20 protein-coding genes are annotated in these 22,386 nt (G+C 70.1%); 15 read left to right on the top strand and 5 right to left on the bottom strand.

Translation table 11 applies throughout. From position 1 onward, the window contains the following. Positions 1 to 38: 38 nt before the first annotated feature. The 5 genes from tig (at position 39) to lon (ending at position 8,282) form a co-directional block, all read left to right on the top strand. On the top strand, positions 39 to 1,319 hold the full coding sequence (gene tig, locus I3V78_RS31955; protein WP_204493502.1) for a trigger factor: 1,281 nt from the start codon (positions 39 to 41) through the stop codon (positions 1,317 to 1,319). A 35-nt stretch (positions 1,320 to 1,354) separates the two neighbouring features. Then, complete coding sequence (gene clpP, locus I3V78_RS31950; protein ID WP_204493500.1) at positions 1,355 to 1,972, top strand: ATP-dependent Clp endopeptidase proteolytic subunit ClpP; 618 nt, start codon at positions 1,355 to 1,357, stop codon at positions 1,970 to 1,972. A gap of 212 nt (positions 1,973 to 2,184) precedes the next feature. Further along, positions 2,185 to 3,471, top strand: coding sequence for an ATP-dependent Clp protease ATP-binding subunit ClpX (clpX, locus tag I3V78_RS31945; RefSeq protein WP_204493498.1), 1,287 nt, complete (start codon positions 2,185 to 2,187; stop codon positions 3,469 to 3,471). 101 nt (positions 3,472 to 3,572) lie between these two features. Continuing rightward, positions 3,573 to 5,648 (top strand): prolyl oligopeptidase family serine peptidase, encoded by a 2,076-nt coding sequence (locus I3V78_RS31940; protein ID WP_204493496.1) that lies wholly within the window; start codon positions 3,573 to 3,575, stop codon positions 5,646 to 5,648. Positions 5,649 to 5,846: 198 nt separating this feature from the next. Then, positions 5,847 to 8,282, top strand: coding sequence for an endopeptidase La (gene lon, locus I3V78_RS31935; protein WP_204493494.1), 2,436 nt, complete (start codon positions 5,847 to 5,849; stop codon positions 8,280 to 8,282). A gap of 93 nt (positions 8,283 to 8,375) precedes the next feature. Here the strand turns inward: lon and I3V78_RS31930 are convergent, their stop codons facing one another. The 4 genes from I3V78_RS31930 to I3V78_RS40250 all read right to left on the bottom strand — a co-directional run bounded on the left by I3V78_RS31930 (position 8,376) and on the right by I3V78_RS40250 (position 13,119). Further along, on the bottom strand, positions 8,376 to 9,116 hold the full coding sequence (locus I3V78_RS31930; protein WP_204493492.1) for an RICIN domain-containing protein: 741 nt from the start codon (positions 9,114 to 9,116) through the stop codon (positions 8,376 to 8,378). 151 nt (positions 9,117 to 9,267) lie between these two features. Then, entirely contained in the window at positions 9,268 to 10,653 is a 1,386-nt protein-coding gene (locus I3V78_RS31925; protein WP_204493490.1) for an MFS transporter, read from the bottom strand. Continuing rightward, entirely contained in the window at positions 10,643 to 11,455 is an 813-nt protein-coding gene (locus tag I3V78_RS31920) for a PEP/pyruvate-binding domain-containing protein (RefSeq protein WP_204493488.1), read from the bottom strand. Before I3V78_RS31920 ends, I3V78_RS31925 begins: the two co-directional genes overlap by 11 nt. Further along, a complete protein-coding gene (locus I3V78_RS40250; RefSeq protein WP_204493486.1) occupies positions 11,452 to 13,119 on the bottom strand; it encodes a PEP-utilizing enzyme in 1,668 nt (555 codons plus the stop codon). Before I3V78_RS40250 ends, I3V78_RS31920 begins: the two co-directional genes overlap by 4 nt. Before the next feature lie 185 nt (positions 13,120 to 13,304). Between I3V78_RS40250 and I3V78_RS31910 the strand changes: the two genes are divergently transcribed. The 10 genes from I3V78_RS31910 (at position 13,305) to I3V78_RS40245 (ending at position 20,791) form a co-directional block, all read left to right on the top strand. Then, entirely contained in the window at positions 13,305 to 15,002 is a 1,698-nt protein-coding gene (locus I3V78_RS31910) for a peptide ABC transporter substrate-binding protein (protein WP_420840439.1), read from the top strand. Positions 15,003 to 15,005: 3 nt separating this feature from the next. Next, positions 15,006 to 15,890 carry an ABC transporter permease subunit gene (locus tag I3V78_RS31905; protein ID WP_204493484.1) on the top strand — a complete coding sequence of 295 codons (885 nt, stop codon included), beginning with the start codon at positions 15,006 to 15,008 and terminating at the stop codon, positions 15,888 to 15,890. Then, positions 15,887 to 16,702, top strand: a complete 816-nt coding sequence (locus tag I3V78_RS31900) for an ABC transporter permease subunit (protein ID WP_204493482.1) — start codon at positions 15,887 to 15,889, stop codon at positions 16,700 to 16,702. Before I3V78_RS31905 ends, I3V78_RS31900 begins: the two co-directional genes overlap by 4 nt. A gap of 105 nt (positions 16,703 to 16,807) precedes the next feature. Beyond that, a complete protein-coding gene (locus I3V78_RS31895; RefSeq protein WP_204493479.1) occupies positions 16,808 to 17,257 on the top strand; it encodes a response regulator in 450 nt (149 codons plus the stop codon). 32 nt (positions 17,258 to 17,289) lie between these two features. After that, positions 17,290 to 17,817, top strand: coding sequence for a helix-turn-helix domain-containing protein (locus I3V78_RS31890; RefSeq protein ID WP_275583505.1), 528 nt, complete (start codon positions 17,290 to 17,292; stop codon positions 17,815 to 17,817). Next, entirely contained in the window at positions 17,795 to 18,304 is a 510-nt protein-coding gene (locus tag I3V78_RS31885) for an IS630 family transposase (protein WP_204496801.1), read from the top strand. Before I3V78_RS31890 ends, I3V78_RS31885 begins: the two co-directional genes overlap by 23 nt. Positions 18,305 to 18,392: 88 nt before the next feature. Then, the gene (locus tag I3V78_RS31880; RefSeq protein WP_204493477.1) at positions 18,393 to 18,938 is read left to right on the top strand and encodes a YqgE/AlgH family protein; all 546 of its coding nucleotides are present in this window, start codon (positions 18,393 to 18,395) and stop codon (positions 18,936 to 18,938) included. After that, positions 18,938 to 19,195: a BolA family protein gene (locus I3V78_RS31875; protein ID WP_204493474.1), complete on the top strand. Its 258-nt coding sequence runs from the start codon at positions 18,938 to 18,940 to the stop codon at positions 19,193 to 19,195. Before I3V78_RS31880 ends, I3V78_RS31875 begins: the two co-directional genes overlap by 1 nt. A 14-nt stretch (positions 19,196 to 19,209) precedes the next feature. Then, on the top strand, positions 19,210 to 19,530 hold the full coding sequence (grxD, locus tag I3V78_RS31870; protein ID WP_204493472.1) for a Grx4 family monothiol glutaredoxin: 321 nt from the start codon (positions 19,210 to 19,212) through the stop codon (positions 19,528 to 19,530). A gap of 4 nt (positions 19,531 to 19,534) precedes the next feature. After that, positions 19,535 to 20,791, top strand: a complete 1,257-nt coding sequence (locus tag I3V78_RS40245) for a DUF2914 domain-containing protein (RefSeq protein ID WP_204493470.1) — start codon at positions 19,535 to 19,537, stop codon at positions 20,789 to 20,791. A gap of 4 nt (positions 20,792 to 20,795) precedes the next feature. Here the strand turns inward: I3V78_RS40245 and I3V78_RS31860 are convergent, their stop codons facing one another. Then, positions 20,796 to 22,340 (bottom strand): aminopeptidase P family protein, encoded by a 1,545-nt coding sequence (locus I3V78_RS31860; RefSeq protein WP_204493468.1) that lies wholly within the window; start codon positions 22,338 to 22,340, stop codon positions 20,796 to 20,798. Between the last annotated feature and the right edge of the window lie 46 nt (positions 22,341 to 22,386).

Genomic DNA, 22,386 nt, shown 5'->3' with positions numbered 1-22,386 from the left:
GCGTCCCGGCAGCGGGCCCGGCGCGAGCGAGGCATCTCATGAAGGTCCAGGTCGAGGAGCTCTCTCCCATCGAGAAGAAGCTCTCCATCGAGGTCGATACCGCCCGCGTGGCCGAGGAGCTCACCCGCGCCTATTCCGCGCTCGGCCAGCAGGTGAAGCTGCCCGGCTTCCGGCAGGGCAAGGTGCCCCGGCGCATCCTCGAGCAGCGCTTCCGGGACCGGGTCGAGGACGACGTCATCCAGCGCGTGGTGCAGAGCGCCTGGCTGCAGGCGGTGCGCGACCACAAGGTGGAGGCCGTGGCGCCGCCCCAGGTGACGCAGAACTCGGGCCTCAAGCCCAACGCCCCCTTCTCCTTCGAGGCGCGCGTGGAGGTGAAGCCCCGCGTGGAGGCGCGCGACTACCAGGGCCTGGCGCTCACCCGCGCCGACTCCCAGGTGGCCGACTCGGACGTGAACGACCGGGTGGAGCAGCTGCGCCAGAACCTCGCCCGGCTCGATCCCATCGAGGACCGGGACACGGCCCAGGCGGGTGACTTCGCCACGGTGGACTACGAGGCCACGGTGGAGGGCAAGGAGTTCGCCGGCAGCAAGGCCGAGGGCGTGACGGTGGAGCTGGCCCCCGGTGAGCTGGTCGAGTCCAACGTGGCCGCCCTCGAGGGCGCCAAGGTCGGCGAGACCCGGGAGCTGGACTACACCTTCCCGGCCGACTACCGCGTGGAGGACGTGAAGGGCAAGGTCGCCCACTTCAAGTTCCACGTGAAGGGCCTCAAGAAGAAGGTCATCCCCGAGCTCAACGACGAGTTCGCCAAGGAGACCAACCAGGCCCAGTCCATCGACGAGCTGCGCACGAAGATCCGCGCCGACCTGGAGCAGGGCAAGAAGACCCAGGCGCTCAACCAGGAGCGCGAGGCCCTCATCAAGGCGCTCATCGAGAAGAACCCCTTCGACGTGCCCCGCGCCATGGTGGAGCGCACCATCGACCAGATGCTCGACACGCGCCTGCGCGCCATGCAGCGCATGGGCATGGACCCGCGCCGGCTCAACCTGGACTTCTCCCGGCTGCGCGAGGACCTGCGCGAGGAGGCCCTCCAGGAGGTCCGCGGCGCGCTGCTCTTCGAGGCCATCGCCGTCAAGGAGAACATCTCCTCGAGCGACGAGGACATCGAGAAGAAGATCGCCGAGCTGGCCGAGGAGGCCAAGCAGCCGGTCGACATGGTGCGCAAGTTCTTCAAGGACGCCGAGCAGCGCCAGGGGTTGAGCCTGCGACTCCGCGAAGAAAAGACGATTGAATTCCTCAAGGGGCAGGCGAAGTATTCCTAGGCGTACCTTCTCGCTGACCCTTTCTAGAGGTTGCCATGCCCTTCATGCCCGTTCCCTACGTCATCGAGCAGACCCACCGAGGTGAGCGCTCGTACGACATCTACAGCCGGCTCCTCAAGGACCGGATCGTCATGCTGGGAACGGAGATCGACGATGACGTGGCCAACGTCATCGTCGCCCAGCTCCTGTTCCTCGAGTCGGAGGACCCGGACAAGGACATCAACCTCTACATCAACTCGCCGGGCGGGTCGGTGACGGCGGGCCTGGCCATCTACGACACCATGCAGTACGTGAAGCCCAACGTGTCCACCATCTGCGTGGGCCAGGCGGCCTCCATGGGCGCGGTGCTCTTGCTGGCCGGGGCGAAGGGCAAGCGCTACGCCCTGCCCAGCTCGCGCATCATGATCCACCAGCCCCTGGGTGGGGCGCGGGGTCAGGCCACGGACATCGAGATCCAGGCCCGGGAAATCCTGCGGATGCGGGCCAAGCTCAACGAGCTCATCGTGAAGCACACCGGCCAGTCCATCGAGCGTGTCGAGAAGGACACGGATCGCGACTACTTCATGGGCGCGTCCGAGTCCAAGGCGTACGGCATCATCGACGAGGTGCAGAATCCCCGGAAGGTCCTGCTGCCTCCGAGCGAGCGCAAGTAGCCCGCCCGCTTCCAGTGGGGCACTTGGGGGCCGGGGGCGCGGGAATGACGGACCGCGTCTCCGGCTTCTCAGTTTCTGCGGCCGGTATTTTGGGCTGTTAAGTAGCCACCAGGTGCGTGGACGGTCCGGACGGGGACTGACTAGATTGGTCGTGGGCAGGGGGAGCGGGCCGGTGGGAAGCGCACCTCCAGGCAGTTGCGGCGAGGGCTTACATGGCGGGTAAGAACGTGGAGAAGCGAGACAACCAGTCCCTCTGCTGTTCGTTCTGCGGCAAGTCGCAGAAAGAGGTCAAGAAGCTCATCGCGGGGCCGACGGTCTACATCTGCGACGAGTGCATCGGCCTCTGCAACGACATCATCGCGGAGGAGATCGACCGCGAGGAGACCAAGGACACGAAGCTGCGCATCCCGCGGCCCAGTGAGATCAAGGCCATCCTCGACGAGTACGTGGTGGGCCAGGAGCGCGCGAAGAAGACGCTCTCGGTGGCGGTGCACAACCACTACAAGCGCATCGAGTCCAAGGTCGCGATGGACGACGTGGAGCTGCAGAAGAGCAACATCCTCCTGCTCGGCCCCACCGGCAGCGGCAAGACGCTGCTCGCCCAGACGCTCGCGCGCATCCTCAACGTGCCCTTCACCATCGCGGATGCCACGTGCCTCACCGAGGCCGGCTACGTGGGCGAGGACGTCGAGAACATCATCGTCAACCTCCTGCAGGCGGCCGACCACGACATCGAGCGCGCCCAGCGCGGCATCGTCTACATCGACGAGATCGACAAGATCGCCCGCAAGTCGGAGAACCCCTCCATCACCCGCGACGTGTCGGGCGAGGGCGTGCAGCAGGCGCTCCTGAAGATCATCGAGGGCACCATCGCCAACGTGCCGCCCAAGGGGGGCCGCAAGCACCCCCAGCAGGAGTTCCTGCAGGTGGACACGACCAACATCCTCTTCATCTGCGGCGGCGCCTTCGGCGGCCTGGAGCAGGTGATCGAGCGGCGCCTGGGCGGCAAAAGCCTGGGCTTCGGCGCGGACATCCAGTCCAAGAAGCAGCGCAACCTCACCGAGCTGCTCAAGCACGTGGAGCCGGAGGACCTGCTCAAGTTCGGCATGATTCCGGAGTTCATCGGCCGCCTGCCCATCGTCACGGCGCTCGAGGAGCTGGACGAGCCGGCGCTGGTCAACATCCTCAGCCAGCCGAAGAACGCGCTCACCAAGCAGTACAAGAAGCTCTTCGACCTGGACGGCATCTCGCTCAAGTTCACCGACGGGGCGCTCAAGGCCGTGTCCACCGAGGCCATCCGCCGCAAGGCGGGCGCCCGGGGTCTGCGCTCCATCCTGGAGAGCGCCATGCTGGACATCATGTACGAGCTGCCCTCGCGCAAGACGGCCCGCGAGGTCGTCATCTCCGAGGAGGTCATCCTCAAGAAGAGCGAGCCGGTGGTGCTCCACTCCCAGGACAACAAGGAGAAGGAGCCCGAGGCGAAGAAGGAAAGCGCCTGACGCTCGTTTCACCCTGACGCGTGACGCCCCCGTCCGTCCCCCCCGTGGGACGCCGGGGGCGTCTCGTTTCTCCCCCCTCCCACGGAAAAGAGACGAGCCCCATGAACTACCCGCCCACGAGGACCGAGGCGGTGGTGGACACGTTGCACGGCGTGGCGGTGCCCGACCCCTACCGGTGGCTCGAGGACGAGCGCGCCCCCGAGGTCCAGGCCTGGATGCGCGCCCAGGACACCTTCACCCGCGAGCACCTGGAGCGGCTGCCCGGCCGCGACGCCCTGCGCCGGCGCTTCACGGAGCTCTTCTACGTGGAGTCCCAGTCCGCGCCCACCCTCCGGGGAAACCGCTACTTCTACTCGCGCACCCACAAGGACCGGGAGAAGGCCGTCCTCTACTGGCGCGAGGGCGAGGCGGGCGAGGAGCGCGTGCTGCTCGACCCCAATACGTGGAGCGCGGACGGCACGGTCTCGCTCGGGGTGTGGGCCCCCTCGTGGGACGGGCGCAAGCTCGCCTTCACGCGCAAGCCCAACGCGGCGGACGAGGCCATCCTCCACGTGCTGGACGTGGACACCGGCGTCTGGAGCGAGGGGGACGTCATCGAGGGCGCCAAGTACGCCTCCCCGAGCTGGACGCCCGACAACCAGGCCTTCTACTACGCGTGGCTGCCCACCGACCCCTCCATCCCCGTGGCGGAGCGGCCCGGCTACACCGAGCTGCGCCTGCACCGCCTGGGCACGCCGCCGGGCGAGGATGCCGTGGTGCACCCGCGCACCGGGGACCCGCGCACCTTCCTCAACGGGTGGACCAACCGCGAGGGCACCTACGTCTTCGTCTACGTCACCCGGGGGTGGACCGAGAACGACATCTGGTGGAAGCGGGCGGGGGAGAAGGACTTCCGCCTGCTCGTGCGCGGCGAGGGGGCGACGTACGGCGTGGACGCGTGGGGGGACGCCTTCTACGTCCTCACCGACGAGGGCGCGCCCCACCACCGCGTCTTCAAGGTGGACCCCGCGCGCCCCGAGCGCGCCGCCTGGCGGGAGATCGTCGCCGAGGACCCCGAGTCCGCGCTGCAGGGCCTCGCCATCGTGGGCGGGCACCTGGCCCTGGAGTACCTGCGCGACGCCACCACGCGGGTGCGGCTGGTGACGCTCGAGGGCGCGCCCGTGCGGGACGTGGCCCTGCCGGGCGTGGGCGCGGCGAGCAACCTGTACGGTCTGGAGGATCGCGACGAGGCCTGGTTCGTCTTCAGCTCGTTCACCACGCCCCCCCAGGTCTACAAGACGTCCGTGGCCACCGGCCAGGTGGAGGTGTGGGCGCGTGTCGACCTGCCGCTGGACACCACGCCCTATACGGTGGAGCAGGTCTTCTGCCGCTCGCGCGACGGCACCCGGGTGCCGCTGTTCCTCGTGCACCGCAAGGACCTCCGGCGCGACGGCGACCGGCCGGTGCTGCTCTACGGGTATGGCGGCTTCGGCCTGAGCCTGTCGCCGGGCTTCCGCTCCGGCATCTTCCCCTGGCTGGACGCGGGCGGGGTGTACGCGGTGGCCAACCTGCGCGGGGGCGGGGAGTACGGCAAGGCGTGGCACGAGGCGGGCCGCCTCCACCTCAAGCAGAACGTCTTCGACGACTTCCACGCCGCGGCCGAGCACCTGGTGCGCGAGGGCTACACCCGGCCCGCCCGCCTGGCCATCTCCGGGGGCAGCAACGGCGGCCTGCTGGTGGGGGCGGCCATGACCCAGCGCCCGGAGCTCTTCGGGGCCGTGGTGTGCCAGGTGCCCCTGCTCGACATGGTGCGCTACCACCAGTTCGGCTCGGGTCAGACGTGGGTGCCCGAGTATGGCACCGCCGAGGACCCCGCCGACTTCTCCGTCCTGCACGCCTATTCGCCCTACCACCGGGTGCGGCCGGACACCGTCTACCCGGCGCTCCTGATGATGGCCGCGGACCACGACGACCGGGTGGACCCGATGCATGCCCGGAAATTCGTGGCCGCCGTGCAGAACGCGGGTTCCCCGGCCCCCTGCTTGTTAAGAATCGAAGCCAACGCGGGACATGGCGGCGCGGATCAGGTCGCCAAGGCCATCGAGTCCGGGGTGGACCTCTACAGCTTCCTGGCGAGCGTGTTGCAAGTGGACTTGCGAACGACGCCATCCGACCCCGGGCTGTCCTCGGGTCGCTAAAGCAGCAACCGGACATCCGTGTTTCCGGAGGTGTTCCCTTGCTTGCAGGCCAGCATTCCCCATCTTTCACCTGGGGAACGGCCGACAAAGTCGCCGTGTTATAGAAGCCGTCTTCACCGCCTCGGACTCTGGGTGTCCGGGCGGGCAACTTTCCAGGGGCTTGCTGCCTTCGGGGGCAAGCAGGCAGGTGGCGAATACATGTTTTTCGGACGAGACGACAAGAGGGATGCCCAGAAGCGTGGAAGCACCGTTCCGCTCCTCCCGCTGCGCGACATCATCGTGTTCCCACACATGGTGGTCCCGTTGTTCGTCGGCCGGGAGAAGTCCATCGCCGCGCTGAAGGACGCGATGGCCCACAAGGGTCCCGACGACAAGGCCGTCATCCTCCTGGCCGCGCAGAAGAAGGCCAAGACGAACGACCCCACGCCGGAGGACATCTTCCACTTCGGGACCATCGGCCACGTCATCCAGCTCTTGCCCTTGCCGGACGGCACGGTGAAGGTGCTGGTGGAGGGCGTGCGCCGCGCCAAGGTGAAGAAGTTCCAGCAGAACGACGCCTTCTTCATGGTCGAGGTGGAGGACGTCGAGGAGGTGAGCGAGAAGTCCGTGGAGCTCGAGGCGCTCGTGCGCAGCGTGCACTCGGTCTTCGAGGCCTTCGTCAAGCTCAACAAGCGCATCCCGCCCGAGATGCTCATGCAGGTGGCGAGCATCGATGACCCGGCGCGTCTGGCCGACACCATCGTGGCGCACCTGTCGCTCAAGCTCAACGACAAGCAGGCGCTGCTCGAGACGGAGAGCCCCGCCAAGCGGCTCGAGAAGCTCTACGAGCTGATGCAGGGTGAGATCGAGATCCTCCAGGTGGAGAAGAAGATCCGCACCCGCGTCAAGAAGCAGATGGAGAAGACCCAGAAGGAGTACTACCTGAATGAGCAGATGCAGGCCATTCAGAAGGAGCTGGGCGAGCGCGACGAGTTCAAGAACGAGATCCAGGAGATCGAGGAGAAGCTCAAGAACAAGCGCATGAGCAAGGAGGCCACGCTCAAGGTCAAGAAGGAGCTCAAGAAGCTCCGGATGATGAGCCCGATGAGCGCCGAGGCCACCGTGGTGCGCAACTACATCGACTGGATCATCAGCCTGCCCTGGTACGACGAGACCCAGGATCGGCTGGATGTGGTCGAGGCCGAGCGCGTGCTCAACGAGGACCACTACGGCCTCAAGCGCCCCAAGGAGCGCATCCTCGAGTACCTGGCCGTGCAGCAGCTGGTGAAGAAGCTCAAGGGCCCGGTGCTCTGCTTCGTGGGGCCTCCGGGCGTCGGTAAGACGTCGCTGGCGCGCTCCATCGCCCGCGCCACGGGCCGCAAGTTCGTGCGCCTGTCGCTCGGCGGCGTGCGGGACGAGGCGGAGATCCGCGGCCACCGGCGCACGTACATCGGCGCCATGCCGGGCAAGCTCATCCAGTCGCTCAAGAAGGCGGGCAGCAACAACCCCGTCTTCCTGCTCGACGAGATCGACAAGATGTCCACGGACTTCAGAGGCGACCCCAGCGCGGCGCTCCTCGAGGTGCTGGACCCCGAGCAGAACCACAACTTCAATGACCACTACCTGGACCTGGACTACGACCTGTCCAAGGTGATGTTCATCTGCACCGCGAACACGATGCACAACATCCCCGGCCCCCTCCAGGACCGCATGGAAGTCATCCGCATCGCGGGCTACACCGAGCCGGAGAAGCTCAACATCGCGCGGCGCTACCTCCTGCCCAAGGAGCAGGAGGCCAACGGCCTGAGCGACCTGAAGATCGACTTCTCCAGCGAGGCCCTGCGCACCATCATCCACCGCTACACCCGCGAGTCCGGCGTGCGTTCGCTGGAGCGTGAAGTGGGCGGCGTGTACCGGAAGATCGCCCGGGACGTGCTCAAGAACGGCAAGCGTGACATCGCGGTCGACCGCAAGCTGGCCATGAAGTACCTGGGCACGCCGCGCTTCCGCTACGGCATGGCCGAGCGCGAGGACCAGGTGGGCATCGTGACGGGCCTGGCCTGGACGGAGATGGGCGGAGAGATCCTCACCACCGAGGCCACGGTCATGCCGGGCAAGGGCAAGCTCATCATCACGGGCAAGCTCGGCGAGGTGATGCAGGAGTCGGCCCAGGCCGCCATGTCCTACGTGCGCACGCGGGCGGAGAAGTTCGGCATCGACCGCAAGATGTTCGAGAACTACGACATCCACGTGCACTTGCCCGAGGGCGCCATCCCCAAGGATGGTCCGTCCGCCGGTGTCACCATGTGCACCGCGCTCGTGTCCGCGCTCACCCGCGTGCCGGTGCGCAGGGACGTGGCCATGACGGGTGAAATCACCCTGCGCGGCCGCGTGCTGCCCATCGGTGGCCTCAAGGAGAAGACGCTCGCCGCGCACCGCGCCGGCATCAAGACCGTCCTCATCCCCAAGGCGAACAAGAAGGACCTCAAGGACATCCCCAAGAAGATCCGCGCCCAGCTGCGCATCGTCCCGGTCGAGTTCGTGGACGACGTGCTGCGCGAGGCGCTCGCCCTGGAGAAGCCCGAGGAGTTCGGCCGCAAGAACGAGCCGGGGAAGACCACCATCGTGGACCCCGGCGCGGGCGCCCCGGTCTAGCGCCGACCGGCACCTGACGGCCTGAGAAACGACACGGGCCCCCGGGGACACTCCCCGGGGGCCCGTGGTGTTTTCAGTCACCGCGCGGCGGACTCAGCGGTCGAACTCCCAGATCTGGTTCTCGATGCCGGAGCTCTTGCGGGGGTGGACGATGAGCCGTCCGTTCGCCCGGGCGCCCTCGATGTCGAGCACGTAGCCGTTGAGGGCGCTCTCGATGAAGTAGTAGCCGCGCACGTGCGAGGGGATGAGGCGCCAGATCTGGTTGGCCCCACCGTTGACCTGGCCCACGCGGACCTGCGCGCCCGCGTCGCGGTTGTTGCCCCAGACGTCCAGCACGAAGCCGTTGAGCCGGCTGCGGATGTAGTAGCCGCCCCGGGCCGGGACGAGCTCCCACTGCTGGTTGTCGATGCCGTCGCGGCGGTGCTTGGCCGGGTGGCCGATCACCTCCGCGCCCGACGCGCGGTTGTTGCCCGAGATGTCCAGGACGAGCCCGTCGAGCCGGCTGCGGATGAACGTGGGGCGCTCGGTCCGGAAGTCATCCCGCCCGTTGTGCCAGTCCGGCCGGGACGGCGGAGGCGGAGGCGGGGGCGGCGTGGGCCGGGACGGCGGCATGGGGCGGGACGGGGGCGGGGGCGGGGGCGCGGGACGGGCCTCGCCCTGGCACCAGCCCGAGGGGCTGCACGAGCGCGCGCCATCGCATTGCGAGTCCGTGCGGCAGCGGTTGGGACCGGGGCGGTTCTTCGACTCGTCCCAGCGGTAGTTCGGGTTGGGTCCCGCGCTCGCCGTCAGCGGCAGGAGCAGCAGCGCCAGCGCCGCCCAGCCTCTCGAACCCATACGTCCACCCGCGGAGCCGCTCCGAAACGAAAACATGATCCTTCTCCCTGTTGTTGGTCCGGGCCCGGGAGCGGCGGCTCGTGCGCCGCCGCTCTCTCGTGCCGTATGCCTGTCAGGACGGGGACCTGGATCGTTTATTCTGCGAACGATTTCAGCGCGGGGCGGTTTCCTCGCGACGGGGCAGGGCGAGCCCCACGAGCGCGGAGAGCGCCAGGGCCACGCCGAAGAAGGCCATGACGGTGTGGTGTTGCCGCTCGGTGGCGGCCGCCACGCCCTGGCTGAGCACCCCGCCGAGGATGGCGATGCCCACGACGCCGCCCAGGTAGCGCGTGGTGGACATCACCCCGGCGGCCATGCCGCTGCGCCCCCGGTCCACGCTGCTCATCGCCGCGGCCTGCGAGGGCGCGTTGCCCAAGGACAGCCCGAAGCCCAGCAGCATGAGCGGCAGGATGGCCTCGTTGGGCGAGTCCACCGTGCGCGCGGCCAGCAGCGTCATGCCCGAGAGCCCGAGCAGCGCGCCCGTCACCGCCGTGGTGCGCGCGCCCCACCTCTCCGACAGCCGGCCCCCCAGCGGGGTGCCCAGCGCCATCATCACCATCATGGCGAGCATGGTGCGGCCCGTGCGGCCCGTGTCCTCGCCGAAGCGCTGCGTGAAGAGGTAGGGCAGCTGGAAGAGGATCCCGTACATGGCCAGGTTCTGCAGCGCGATGATGGCGCTGCCCGCGCTGAAGGCCCGCAGGCGGAAGAGCTGGAAGTCGATGACGGGGTGGGCGTGCTTGCGCTCCCAGGTGTACAGTACCCCGAGCAGCACGAGGCCCACCCCGGGCAGCACCACGACCCAGGGCGCCGGGCTCTTGGTGCCCATGACGATGAGCCCCAGGCCCAGGCCCAACAGCACGCTGCCCACGAGATCGAAGGCGGGGCGGTGGGCCGGGGCGGACTCGGCGGGGGTGCCCCCGCGGGCCAGCAGCAGCGCGAGCGCCAGCACGGGCACGTTCACCAGGAAGATGAAGGACCAGCTCAGCCGAGACACCAGCTCGCCCCCGAGCATGGGGCCCAGCGCCGCGCCCAGGGACATGATGGCGCCGAACATGCCGAAGGCGCGCGCCCGGCGGTCCACGGGCAGGCCGTTGCGCAGGAGCGCCATGGCGCTCGGGGTGATGACGGCGCCCGCGGCGGCCATGAGCATGCGCGCCACGGCGAGCATGGCGACGTTGCGCGCGAAGAAGCCCGAGAGCGCCCCCAGCGCGAACATCACCTGGCCCACCGTGAGCACCCGGCGGTGGCCCCACAGGTCCCCGAGCTTGCCGCCCGGGCCCTGCAGGATGATGCCCACCAGCAGGTAGCTCGTCACCAGCCACTGGCTCAGCGTGCCGAGCCCCGCGCCGAACTCGTGGCCGATGGTGGGCAGCGCCACGGCGATCATCGTCGAGTTGAGCGGCACCAGCAGCGTCGTCAGCCCGAGCGCGAGCATCGTCCGGGGCGACAGCCCCGTCTCCGCGGGCCGCGCTCCGGCGGGAAGGGCGTCAGCCGACACGGGTGACCGCCCGGCGCTGGAGCAGGTAGAGGTCCTCGCCCACGAAGGCGAACTCCAGATCCTGCCGGCCTCCGAAGTGCGCCTCGCACCGGGTGGCGAGCGCGTGGAGCGCCCGCAGCCGCGCGTCATCCAGACACAGCGCGTGCACCCGCTCCGGCTCGACGGCGACTTCCTTCGTGCCGCCCTCCGGCAGGGGGAGGATCGCCACGTCCTTGTCCCCCGCGCTGCGCTCGAGGATGTGCCCCTCGCGGCTGATGCGGTAGCGATCCGGCGTGACGAGCCCCGCCACCACCGCCTCGCCCAGTCCCCACGTGGCCTCGATGACCCGCTCGTCCGCGCCCGTCAGGGGATCGCACGAGAAGAGGACGCCCGCGCACTCGGCCGCCACGAGCCGTTGCACGACCACCGCCACGCGCGGCTCGTCCACCCGGCCCATCTTGCGCCGGTAGCCCAGCGCCGCCTCGGTGCGTCCCGAGGCCCACACCTGCTTGACCGCCTCCACCAGGCCCTCCTGGGTGCGCACCGCGAGCGCCGTGAGGTGCTGTCCCGCGAAGCTCGCGTTGGCCGAGTCCTCGCCCACCGCGGACGAGCGCACCGCCACCGAGGGCCCCACCTGCTCGAGCAGCCCGCGCACCCGCGCCACGGCCTCCGGCTGCCCGGCGGCGATCTCGTTCACCTGCCGCACCGACAGCGCGAAGCCCGGGGGCACCGTGAGCTGGGCGCGCAGCGCGGCCCCCAACTGCACCGCCTTGCCGCCGAACTCCTCCTCGGACAGCGCCTCCTGCAAGGCCACCACGCTCATGACAGCACCTGGAGTTCGCCCGTCGTGCCGTTGACGCGCACCCGCGCCCCGTCGCGCACCAGCTTCGTGGCGTCCCGCGTGCCCACGATGCCCGGAATCCCGTACTCGCGCGTGACGATGGCGGCATGGCACAGCTGCCCGCCCCGGTCCGTCACCAGGGCCCCGAGCAGCGGCAGCACCACGTTGAAGTAGGGCGAGGTGGTGGTCGCGATCAGCACGTCCCCCGCCTCGATGCGGCCCAGGTCCGTCTGCTCGCGGATGACGCGTGCGGTGCCCTCGTAGACGCCCGGGCTCACCGGCAGGCCCTTGACCGTGGTGGCCGTCGTCTCGGCCGGGGGCGAGCCGAACATGTGGCCCATGTAGAAGAACACCGCCTGGTTCACCCGCCGGGCCGCCGGGGGCAGCTTGTCCATCGGGGGCGACGGCGGGGGCGGGGTGCCCAGCGAGGGGGGCACGTCCGTGTGCGTCTTCATCCGCCACTCCGCGCGCCGTCGCAGCTCCTGGATCGTGGGCGTGGAGGCGCCGGCCAGCAGCCCCTCGAGCTCCTCCGGGCCGGCGTCGAGGGCCAGCGCCGCGTCGGGCAGCCGCCCCTCGGCCTGGAGCCGCTGGCCCACGGCGAGCACCGCGCGCCGGGCCAGGCCCACGGCCCAGCCGTCGGTGTAGGTGTTGCGATCATCCCGCAGGCCGTAGACGAGCCGGGCCTCGGCGAGCAGCTCGTCGAACGCGGCCCGGTGTTCGGCGGGCACGGCCTCGCGCATGAGGGCCTGGTGCCGGGTCTCGGCCGCCGTGTCCTCCTCGGCACGGCCCGCCACGACGCCGCGCAGGCCGCGCACCAGCGCGTCGGGCACTTCCATCACGCACGGCTCGGAGATGTCGTAGCCCAGGCTCCGGTGGCCCACGTCCCGCAGGTACTCGCGCATCCGCTCGCCCACCGCGCCGGGCATCGCCTGGAGCGCCTGGAGGATGTGCGCGGCCGGGTCGTTCGAGTGCAGCACGTCGCGCGCCGCCGCGTCCTCGCGCAGCGCGCGCACGAGCGCCGGGGGCTCGCGCGAGGCCAGCTGGGTCGACACGGCGGAGTTGCCCTTGAGCAGGCGGGCGAGGTCTCCCGCGCTCTTGCCCGTCCAGGCCGTGGCGTGCACGAGGAAGTCCCCCACCGGCACCAGGTGCGCGAGGTTGAAGCGGTGGTGCAGCCGGGCCATCTCCTGGAGGTGCGCGGTGATGGCGCGCAGGTGCGCGGTGAGCGCCGGGGTGTCCAGCGCCGTGGGCTCCACGTCCTGCAGGGCGAGGTGGGCCTGGATGGCGGCGGGTTTGACCTCGTCACGCCAGTAGCGCAGCTCCTCGCGCCAGTGCTTGTCCTGCAGGGCCTGCTCCGCGCGCTTCAGGCGCTCCTGGACGTCGGGGTGGGTGGGGGGCAGCATCCCCTGGGACGTCAGGCCGAAGGGGATGACCTGCGAGTAGGGAAAGCCATGCACGGGGACGATCCGCATGTGATCGATCATCAGGCCGTACTGGGCCGACGACTCGGTGAAGCCCTGGCGCAGCCCATAGGGGAGCATGGCGGCGCAGAAGGGCGTCATGGGCCGCTGGATGTGCACGGTGTCCAGCTCCCAGTGGCCAGGACCGGGGGGCTCGAACGTCACTGCGGGAGGAAGGGGATTTTCCACGAGGTGCTCCCGGCGGTCCCTCTCACGAGGGCCGTCCATGAAGTTCCCGTGACGCGGGGGTCACGGGAGTGTGAATTCAACGCTCGCTCCGTCCTATAACTTGACACCCACGCCGCGCCAACCCCTGGACAAGAAGGAGGAAGTGTGGACCTTCGGCGAGGGGGACGCGGTACAACGCCGCCCTCGTGTCCGCTCGCGTGCGCCTCTCGCCCTCCGTGTTGCTCGTCCTCCTGGTCCTCGTGGCCACGGGCTGTGGCCGCTGTGGTTTCCAGGCCGACCCGGGCCTGAAGATCGTGGTCCCCGCGATGCCCTCCACGCTCGACTGGAGCCACTCGGATCCGACGAGCTGGGCCAACTACCCCGTCATGCTCGTCACCCAGCGCGGGCTCACCACGCTGGCGCCGGACAACTCGGTGCGGCCGGGGCTGGCGCGCGCGTGGGAGCGCGACCGCACGCCCGAGGGGCACGAGGTGTACACCTTCCACCTGCGCGAGGACGTGCGCTGGTCGGACGGCGTGACGCCGCTCACGGCCCAGGACTTCGTGCTCGGCTGGCACCGGGCGCTCAAGGGCCGTGAGCGCGGAGAGATGTCGGACCTGCGGGGGGCCGAGGAGGTGCTGGCCCTCCAGGAGCGGGGGGCCTCGGCCGAGGCGCTCCAGGCGGCGCTCGCGCGCACGGGCGTGGAGGCGCTGGATGCGCACACCCTGCGCGTCACGCTGAGCCAGCCCCGGGGCTATTTCCTCGCGCGCCTGGCCAACGTGTACCTCTTCTTCCCCACGCCCTCGGCGGTGCTCGCCGGCCGGAGCGAGGAGGCGGTGCGCGACTACTTCGACCGGCCCCGGGACGGCCATCCGCTCGCGCTGGGGCCCTACCGGGTGGAGGCGTGGGACCGGGCCGGGGAGCGCGTGCGGCTGGTGTACAACCCGCATTCGGCGTTCCCGCCCCCTCTCGGGCCCGGGGAGCGCGTGGCCCCGGTGCTCACCCTGCTCAAGTCCGAGGTGGGCCCCGCGCTGTACGAGCGGGGCCGGGTGGCGTTCGTCTTCGTGGACAGCGCCGTCGCGCTCCGGGGGCCGACGCCCGGGGACCTCGAGCGCGAGCCCCTCTTGTCCACCTACTTCCTCGTCTTCAACACGGAGAAGCCGCCGCTCGACCGGCCCGAGGTGCGGCGGGCCTTCGCCCGGGCGCTCGATCGCGAGGCGCTGATGGCGGGCCTGCTGCCCGAGGCGCGTCCGAGCCACGTGCTCCTGCCGCCGGAGCTGCCCGGGGCCGCCACGCCCGAGGAGGCGGCGCGGCTGCCGCACTACGAGCCCGAGCGGGCGCGCGCGGCGCTCGCGTCCGTGCCGGGGTTGGACCGGCCCCTGCGGCTCGTCTACCGCTCGGGGGACTCCTTCGTGCCGGAGGCGGCCATCGCCGAGCGGCTCGCCGCGCAGCTCGCCCGGGTGGGGGTCCAGGTGACGCTGGACGCGCGCTCGGACTTCTCCGCCGAGGTGGCGCGCCGCACTCCCGCGGGGCCCCGGGCCTATGACGTGTATCTGCGCCGGCTGGGCGCGGACTACGCGCACCCGAATACCTTCTTCACCCTCTTCGAGAAGAACGGCCTGCACCAGACGGGCTGGGAGACGCAAGGAGGGGGCGAGCCGATGGCGCGCTTCGAGGCCCTGCTGGAGCGCGCCGACGCCGAGCCGGACCTGGCGCGGGCCCGGGAGCTCTACGCCCAGGCCCAGGCGCTGCTGCTCGACGAGATGGCGATCATCGCGCCGCTCTACCACCCGGACCGCTACTTCCGCGCGCGCGCCTTCCTGCATGGCGTGGACGTGGACCCCTTCAACTTCCTGTCCCTGCGCGAGCTGCGCGTGGACGCGACCCCGCCAGAGGACCGCTGAGCCATGTCCCGAGTGCTCGTGCGATTGGGCCGTCAGGTGATGTTGGTGCCCGTGGTGGCGCTCGCGTCCTACTTCCTCATGGCGGCGCTGCCCCTCACCACGGATGACGACGCCAAGCGGCAGGTGGCGCCCGAGGTGCTCGCCTCCTACCGGAGGGATCTGGGCCTGGGCGAGCCCCTGGGCTTCCTGAGGCCGTGGCAGAAGCTCTGGCGGGGCGAGCGCCTGGGCACGAGCGCCCAGGGCGTCACCGGGGACGAGCTCGCGTGGAAGCTGTCGGGCAGCGTGGGCGTGGGGCTGGTGGCGCTCGGGCTCGCGCTCGGGTGGGCGCTGGCGTACGCGCTGGTGCGCGCGCGCTGGCGCCGGAGCCGACTGTCGCTCGTCACGGAGCTGCTGCCCGCGGCGGCGTTCGGTACGCCCGTGTTCATCCCCGCGCTCCTGCTCGCGCCCGAGGTGGTGGAGCGGGGGCACCTGTTGCCCGAGGCGTGCGCCGCGCTCGTCATCTCCGTGTGGCCCGGCATCTTCCTGGGCACGCTGGTGGCGGACGCGCTCGACACGGAGCTCACGCGCGACTACGTGCGCACGGCCCTGGGCAAGGGCCTGTCCCGCGGCGCGGTGCTCTGGCGTCACGTGCTGCCCAACGTGTGGCCCGCGCTCCTGGACGCCGTGGGGCCCGTGGCCACCGCCCTGCTCGCGGGATCCTTCGCCGCCGAGCGCGTCTTCGGCCTGCCGTACTTCGGCCAGCTCTACGTGCTCGCGGTGCTGCAGAAGCAGGTGGCCGTCGTGGTGGTGGCCACCACCGTCTTCGCCTCGCTGCTCGTCGTCGTCGGCCTCGCGGTGGAGCTGGTGCGCGTCGCCGTGGATCCGCGCGCCCGGGAGGCCACCCCATGAAGGGCCCCCGCGTTCCCCGCCGGGCCTGGGTCGGGCTCTTGCTGCTCGGGGCCTTGGGGCTCACGAGCTGGCTGGCCGGCCGGGTCTTCCCCGACGTCCTCGCCCACACCTGCCCCCTGGGGGCGGACCCCTCCCAGCCCGACCACACGGTGTGCGAGCGGGCATTCGGGGGCTTGTGGGTTTCCCTGGTGATCGGCCTGGCGGCTGGCGGGCTGGCCACGGCGGTGGGCCTGGGCGTGGCCATGGCGGCCCGGGCGGCGGGGGGCTTCGTGGAGCATCAGATCCTCCGCGCCGTGGATGCCTTCTTCGCGCTGCCGGACGTGCTGGTGGTGATGGTTTTGCAACTGGCGGGCCAGTCGCTCCTGGACGCGGGGGGCGCGGGGGGGCTGGGGCCGTCCGGGTTGATGGTGGTGTCCCTGGCGCTGGTGGGGTGGGCGGGTCCGGCGCGCATGTTCCGCAACCGCCTGGCCACGCTGGAGGGCCAGGAATTCGTCGCGGCCTCGCGGGCCCTGGGGGCGGGGCGCTGGCACCTCTTGCGCCTGCACCTGTGGCCCGCGCTGCGGCCCTTCGTGCTGGCCGTCTTCCTGAGCCGGCTGCCCACGGCCATCCTCACCGAGTCCACGGTGAGCTTCTTCGGCATCGCGCGGATGGAGCCCATGTCGCTCGGCCGCTACCTGGGCACGAGCTACGCGGCGCTCATCTATGAAGGCGGGGCGCGCGTGGTGCTTCCGGCATGGGGCTTGCTGGTGCTGATCGTGCTTGCCGCCTCGCTCTCCGCTCAAGCGTTGGGTGTTCAAAACCGGCGTGCATGAGGGGGGGGTCGGCAGTGGCGAGGGGGAATGCCTACTGTGGAATCCCGGGACGGGTCCAACCGTTTTCCGGGGACGAACCCATCCCCTCACCCAGTGAAGGCTGCCATGTCCATCGCCAACGAGGAGCTTCCCATCGCCACGGGCCACGCCCGGACCCGCGAGGACGACAACCTGAAACTCGAGCAGGTCAAGGGCTCGGTGCTCATCGTGGAGGATGACCCGGTGCACCGCGAGCTCTTGGTGGAGCTCGTCTCCCAATGGGGGTACGAGGCCCTGCCGGTGGGCAGCGCCGAGGAGGCCGAGTTCGCCGTGCGCAACAAGCGCATGGACGCGGCCATCGTCGACGTGTTCCTGCCGGGCCGCAGCGGCACGACGCTCATGACGCGCCTGCGCGAGAAGTTTCCCCAGTCCGTGCTCATCGGCGTGAGCGCCATGAGCGACGCGTCCATGGCGCGCAAGTGCAAGGGACTGGGGGCGGATCTGTTCATCGGCAAGCCCCTGGCGCCGGAGAAGCTCGCCCAGGCACTGCAGTCCCAGCACAAGAGCTGGCACTAAGCCCCCGGACATGAATGTTGTACACCTGAGGCATGGCGCTGCTGAAGGTGACGGAGCAAGAGCGTCGGCGGCTATGGGAGATAGCCCGGGCCGCTGACGCTGGGTGGAGAGAGCGCGAGCGCGTGGACATGGTGCTGCTGGCCGATGAGGGCTGGAGTGCACCGCGCATCGCTCGGCACCTGGGCCGGTGCGCGGCCACGGTGCGCCGGGTGTTGCGCTCCTTCGTCCAAGACGGCCCAGAAGCCCTCTTCGCGCGTCTGGCGGGCAGGAAGCCCGACAGGGCGCACCGCCAGCGGGTGGAAGCCTCGCTGCATGCGTTGTTGTCCCAGCCTCGCTCGTGGACAGCCGGGCAGTTGGCCAGCGCACTCGAGGGCGAGGGTCTTCACCTGGGGCCGCGGCAGGTGCGTCGCTATCTCGGGAGCATGGGCGCGGGCTGGCGGCGCACGCGGCTGACGCTCACGCACAAACAGGACGCCCAGGCCGTCGCCCAGGCACGCCAGGCGCTCTTCCGGCTCAAAAAAAGCCCGCGCTCAGAGGATAAATCTCTACTTCCTGGATGAGTGCGGGTTTTCGCCCACCCAAGCCGTGGGCTACAGCTGGGCAGAAGTCGGCAGCCGTCGAGACGTCCCCTACGAGGCGCCTCGGCGCCGACGTGTCAATGCGCTCGTCGCCTACTGCCCGACAGGCCGTCGACGCGGTTTACGCTTCCGACGCTGGGCACGCACCATCACCGCGCGAGATACCCTGGACTTTCTCTTGTCGCTCGCCGACCCGGGCGGGGTCCCCACCTGGGTGGTGCTCGACAATGGGAACATCCACCGCTGCCGCCTGGTATGCCGCGCCCTGCCGCGCTTGCGACGGCTGGGCGTCCATCTCTTCTACCTGCCGGCCTATTCTCCTGAACTCAACGACGTGGAAGCTGTCTTCGGCGTCATCAAGGCTCAGGAGCTTCCCGAACGCAGCTACCGCACTCTCGATGCTCTGCTCACCGCGGTGCAGCAGGCCCTGCGCCGCTACCACCATCGGCTGCGGCGCAGGTGTACATAATTCATGTCCGGGGGCTTAGCGCGGACGGCGCCGCCCGCCGGGTACGATTCGGTTGCGCCGGGGGAGGGAAGCGTCGACACTTCCCCTCGTGCAGACACTCGTTCCCGGCCTCCTCGTGGCGACGCCACAACTGACGGACTCGAACTTCCGGCGGGCGGTGGTCCTCATGCTCGAGCATGGGGAATCCGGCTCGATGGGGCTCGTCATCAACCGGGGCGCGTCCCTGACCCTGGGAGACCTGGCCAAGAACCAGGCCCTGACGATCGCGCCCGAGCGCTCCGGCCAGCTCGTCTTCATGGGCGGCCCCGTGGAGAGCCACCGGGGCTTCGTCTTGCACAACAACGAGCACGTGTCGGAGAAGCACGAGGTGGTGCCCGGGCTCTACCTGAGCCTCACCCTGGACACCCTCGGCCCCCTGCTCAAGGACCCGTCCGGCCCCCTGCGCTTCTGCCTGGGGTACGCCAATTGGGGTCCCCAGCAGTTGGAGAGCGAGCTGGCCGCCGGCACCTGGCTGTACGCCGAGGCCTCCGCGCGTCCGGTGCTCGAAGGCGACCCGGGTCTGCTATGGGACACCACCTTGAAGAGCATGGGGGTGGATCCCGCCATGCTCATGAAGGGAAAGGGACTGAACTGATGCTCGACCCCAATGCCATCCGCGAGCGCATTCTCGTCGCGCTGCCCGGCTCGGAGGTGCTCGTGAATGACACCACCGGTACGGGTGACCACTTCGAGGCGCGCGTGGTGAGCCCGGATTTCGCGGGCAAGACCATGGTGCAGCAGCACCAGCTGGTGTACGCGCCGCTGCAGGACTGGCTCAAGACCGGCGAGCTGCACGCGCTGGCGCTCAAGACCTATTCGCCCGAGCAGTGGAAGAAGCTCGGCTCCCGCTGACAGGACCCACGACGATGACTCCCGAACTCAAGGCCCGTTTCGACCAGGAAGTGAACAGCCACCCCATCGTGCTCTTCATGAAGGGCAACGCGCTGTTTCCCCAGTGCGGCTTCTCCGCCCGGGCGCTGCAGATCCTCCAGCGCCACGGCGAGGTGCACACGGTGGACGTGCTGACCAACCCCGACGTGCGCCAGGGCATCAAGGACTACTCCAACTGGCCCACCATTCCGCAGGTGTTCATCCACGGGAAGTTCGTGGGCGGCTCGGACATCCTGATGGACCTGGAGGAGCGCGGCGAGCTGGCGGACCTGGTGGCCAACAAGGATCCGGCCTGATCCCGTGACGCTCCCCGTGCCCCGCGTGGACGAGGGCGCCGAGGCGTCGGCCCTGGCCGAACCCGCGCCCGTGGGGCCGCTCGGGGTGGTGTCCGCCGAGCCCGTCGCCGAGCCCGTGACAGCGCCCCCGCGGCCCTCCTGGACGGAGCGGCTGCGGGCCTTCCGGGCCCGGCACGCGAAGTGGGAGCTGGCGCTCCTGTTCTTCGCCAGCTTCGCCTACGACATCCTCACCCTGCCGCGCATCGACAACCGCTTCACGCTCACCAAGCAGGGCGTGTTCCTCGGCGTGCTGGGGGGGCTGTTGTGGCTGGAGCTGCGCTGGCGCGAGAGGCTGCCGCCGCCCCGGGGCCTGTCCCGGGTGTGGCGCTTCCGCGAGGACGCGCTGCACTTCCTGCTCGGAGGTCTGCTCAGCCCCTACACGCTCTTCTATTTCAAGAGCGCGTCGGGGCTCACGGCGTTCCTGTTCCTCGCGGTCGTGTTCGGCGTGCTGGTGGTCAACGAGCTGCCGCGCTTCCGGGCCCGGGGCCCCGTGGTGCGCGTGGCGCTCTACAGCTTCTGCCTCACGTCCTACTTCGCCTACCTGCTGCCCGTGCTGCGCGGCTACTACAGCGGCCTGTTGTTCCTCCAGGCGGCGGGGCTGGCCGGCGCGGTCATGGGGGGGCTGGCCCTGGCGGTGCACGGCCTCAAGGGCGAGTGGCGGCGGACGCTCGGGCGCGTGCTCGGGCCGGCGCTCGGCGTCCAGGTGCTGCTGCTCGGGCTGTACCAGGTGCGCGCCATTCCGCCCGTGCCCCTGTCCGTGCTCGCGAGCGGCATCTACCACGGCGTGGAGGTGACGAAGGGCGCCCGGGGCAAGGAGTACCGGCTGCTGCACGAGGGCGGGGGCTTCTGGCCCTGGCGGCGGGGCGACCAGGTGTTCCACGCGCGCCCCGGGGACCGGGTGTACTTCTTCGCCAGCGTCTTCGCGCCCGCGAGCTTCCAGGCGCGCTTTCCGGGAGACCGGGGCACGCGGCTCACGCTGCGCTGGTTCCACGACGCGCCGGGCCAGGGCTGGACGCAGTTCCACGCCTACGACGACCTGTACCTGGGGCAGGGGGGCCGGGAGCGGGGCTACCGCACCTACGGGTTCGTGACGAACCCGCGGCCGGGCGACTGGCGCGTCTCCCTGGAGACGGAGGACGGCCGGGAAGTGGGCCGCCTGTCCTTCACCGTGGTGGCGGACCCGTCCACGTCGCCCCGGGTCTTCCGGAGCGACGCGGGCTGAGCCGCTAGCGCTTCTTCTTCTCGTTCCACAGCTGCTTGATCCACGCCTCCACGTCGTCCGGCAGGCGGGGGATGTCCTCGGACAACACGCGGCAGCCCTTGGGCGTCACCAGCACGTCGTCCTCGATGCGCACGCCGATGCCGCGGTACTTCGCGGGCACCGTCAGGTCATCCAACTGGAAGTACAGGCCGGGCTCCACGGTGAGCACCATGCCCGCCTGGAGCTTGCCGTACTTGTAGGCCTCCTGACGCGCCTGGGCGCAGTCGTGCACGTCCAGGCCGAGCATGTGACTCACGTTGTGCAGCGAGTAGCGCTTGTAGAACTGGTGCTCCTCCTTGAGCGCCTCCTCGGGCGTCGTCTTGAGGATGCCCAGACGGTGCAGGCCCTCGGCGAGCACGCGCATGGCCACGCGGTTGGGCTCCATGAAGTCGTTGCCCGGCTTCACCGCGTCGATGGCCTGCTCCTGCGCCTGGAGCACCAGCTCGTAGATTTCCCGCTGCTCGCGGCTGAAGCGGCCGGAGATGGGCAGCGTGCGGGTGATGTCCGCGGTGTAGAGGCTGTTGCCCTCCACGCCCGCGTCGAGCAGCAGCAGCTCGCCCGGCTTGAGGTCGCCGTCGTTGCGCATCCAGTGCAGCACGCACGCGTGGTGGCCCGCGGCGGCGATGGTGCCGTAGCCCACGTCATTGCCCTCCACGCGGGCGCGCAGGTTGAAGACGCCCTCCACCTCGCGCTCGCTCCGGGCCTCCTTGAGCCGGCGGATGACGTCCTCGAAGCCCCGGTGCGTGGAGTCGATGGCCGCCTCCAACTCGCGCACCTCCTGCTTGTCCTTGAGCAGGCGCATCTCCGCGAGTGCCGTGGCCAGCTGCTTGTCGCGCTCGGCGTGCGCGGCCACCGTCCCGTCCACCTTGTCCGAGTGGCCCCGCAGCACGCGCGCCGGCAGGCCCGTCCGAGCCTTGAGGCCCTCGAGCAGCGCGGACAGCTCCGGCAGGCCGCGCGCCTCGTGGAGGCCGAAGCGCACCTGGCTCTCCTTCACGCCCAGGCGCGGGCCCACCCACAGCTCGCCCTTCATCCGGTCCGTGAAGAAGGTGGCGTCCGAGCGGCCCGGGTTGGGCTCCACGAAGAGGATGTCCGTGTGGCCACCGCCCTCCTTGGGCTGGAGAACCAGCACGCAGTCGGGCTCCATGTTGCCCGTGAGGTAGTAGAAGTCCGTGCCCGGGCGGAAGCGGTAGGTGGTGTCGTTGGAGCGGATCTTCTCGTGGCCGGTGGGGACGATGAGTGTCTCGCCGGGGAAGAGCTTGGAGAGCGCCGCGCGGCGGGCGGCGAACGCATCCGCGTTCTTGAGCTTGGGCGGCGGCTTGCCGGACTGGGGCTTCCAGCCCTTCATCATGAAGTCGAGCAGCGCCGGGGGCGCGAGGGTGTCGTGGCTGGCGGGCTTCGCCGGTGCCTCCGCCTCCGGACTGACGAGCGACTGCTGCTCGGGCACCTGCTCCTGCGCGGGCGCGTTCACTGCGGCTGCGGCGGCCTGGGCTCTGGATTTGCTCTTCGCCATGGTGGGTGACTCTTGAACAACCCATCCCGGCGCTTCAAGCCCGATG

The organism is Archangium primigenium (assembly GCF_016904885.1).
Classification (GTDB): domain Bacteria; phylum Myxococcota; class Myxococcia; order Myxococcales; family Myxococcaceae; genus Cystobacter; species Cystobacter primigenius.
Note: the sequence above shows the minus strand (reverse complement) of the source record. Positions and strands in the feature narration are given on the sequence as shown.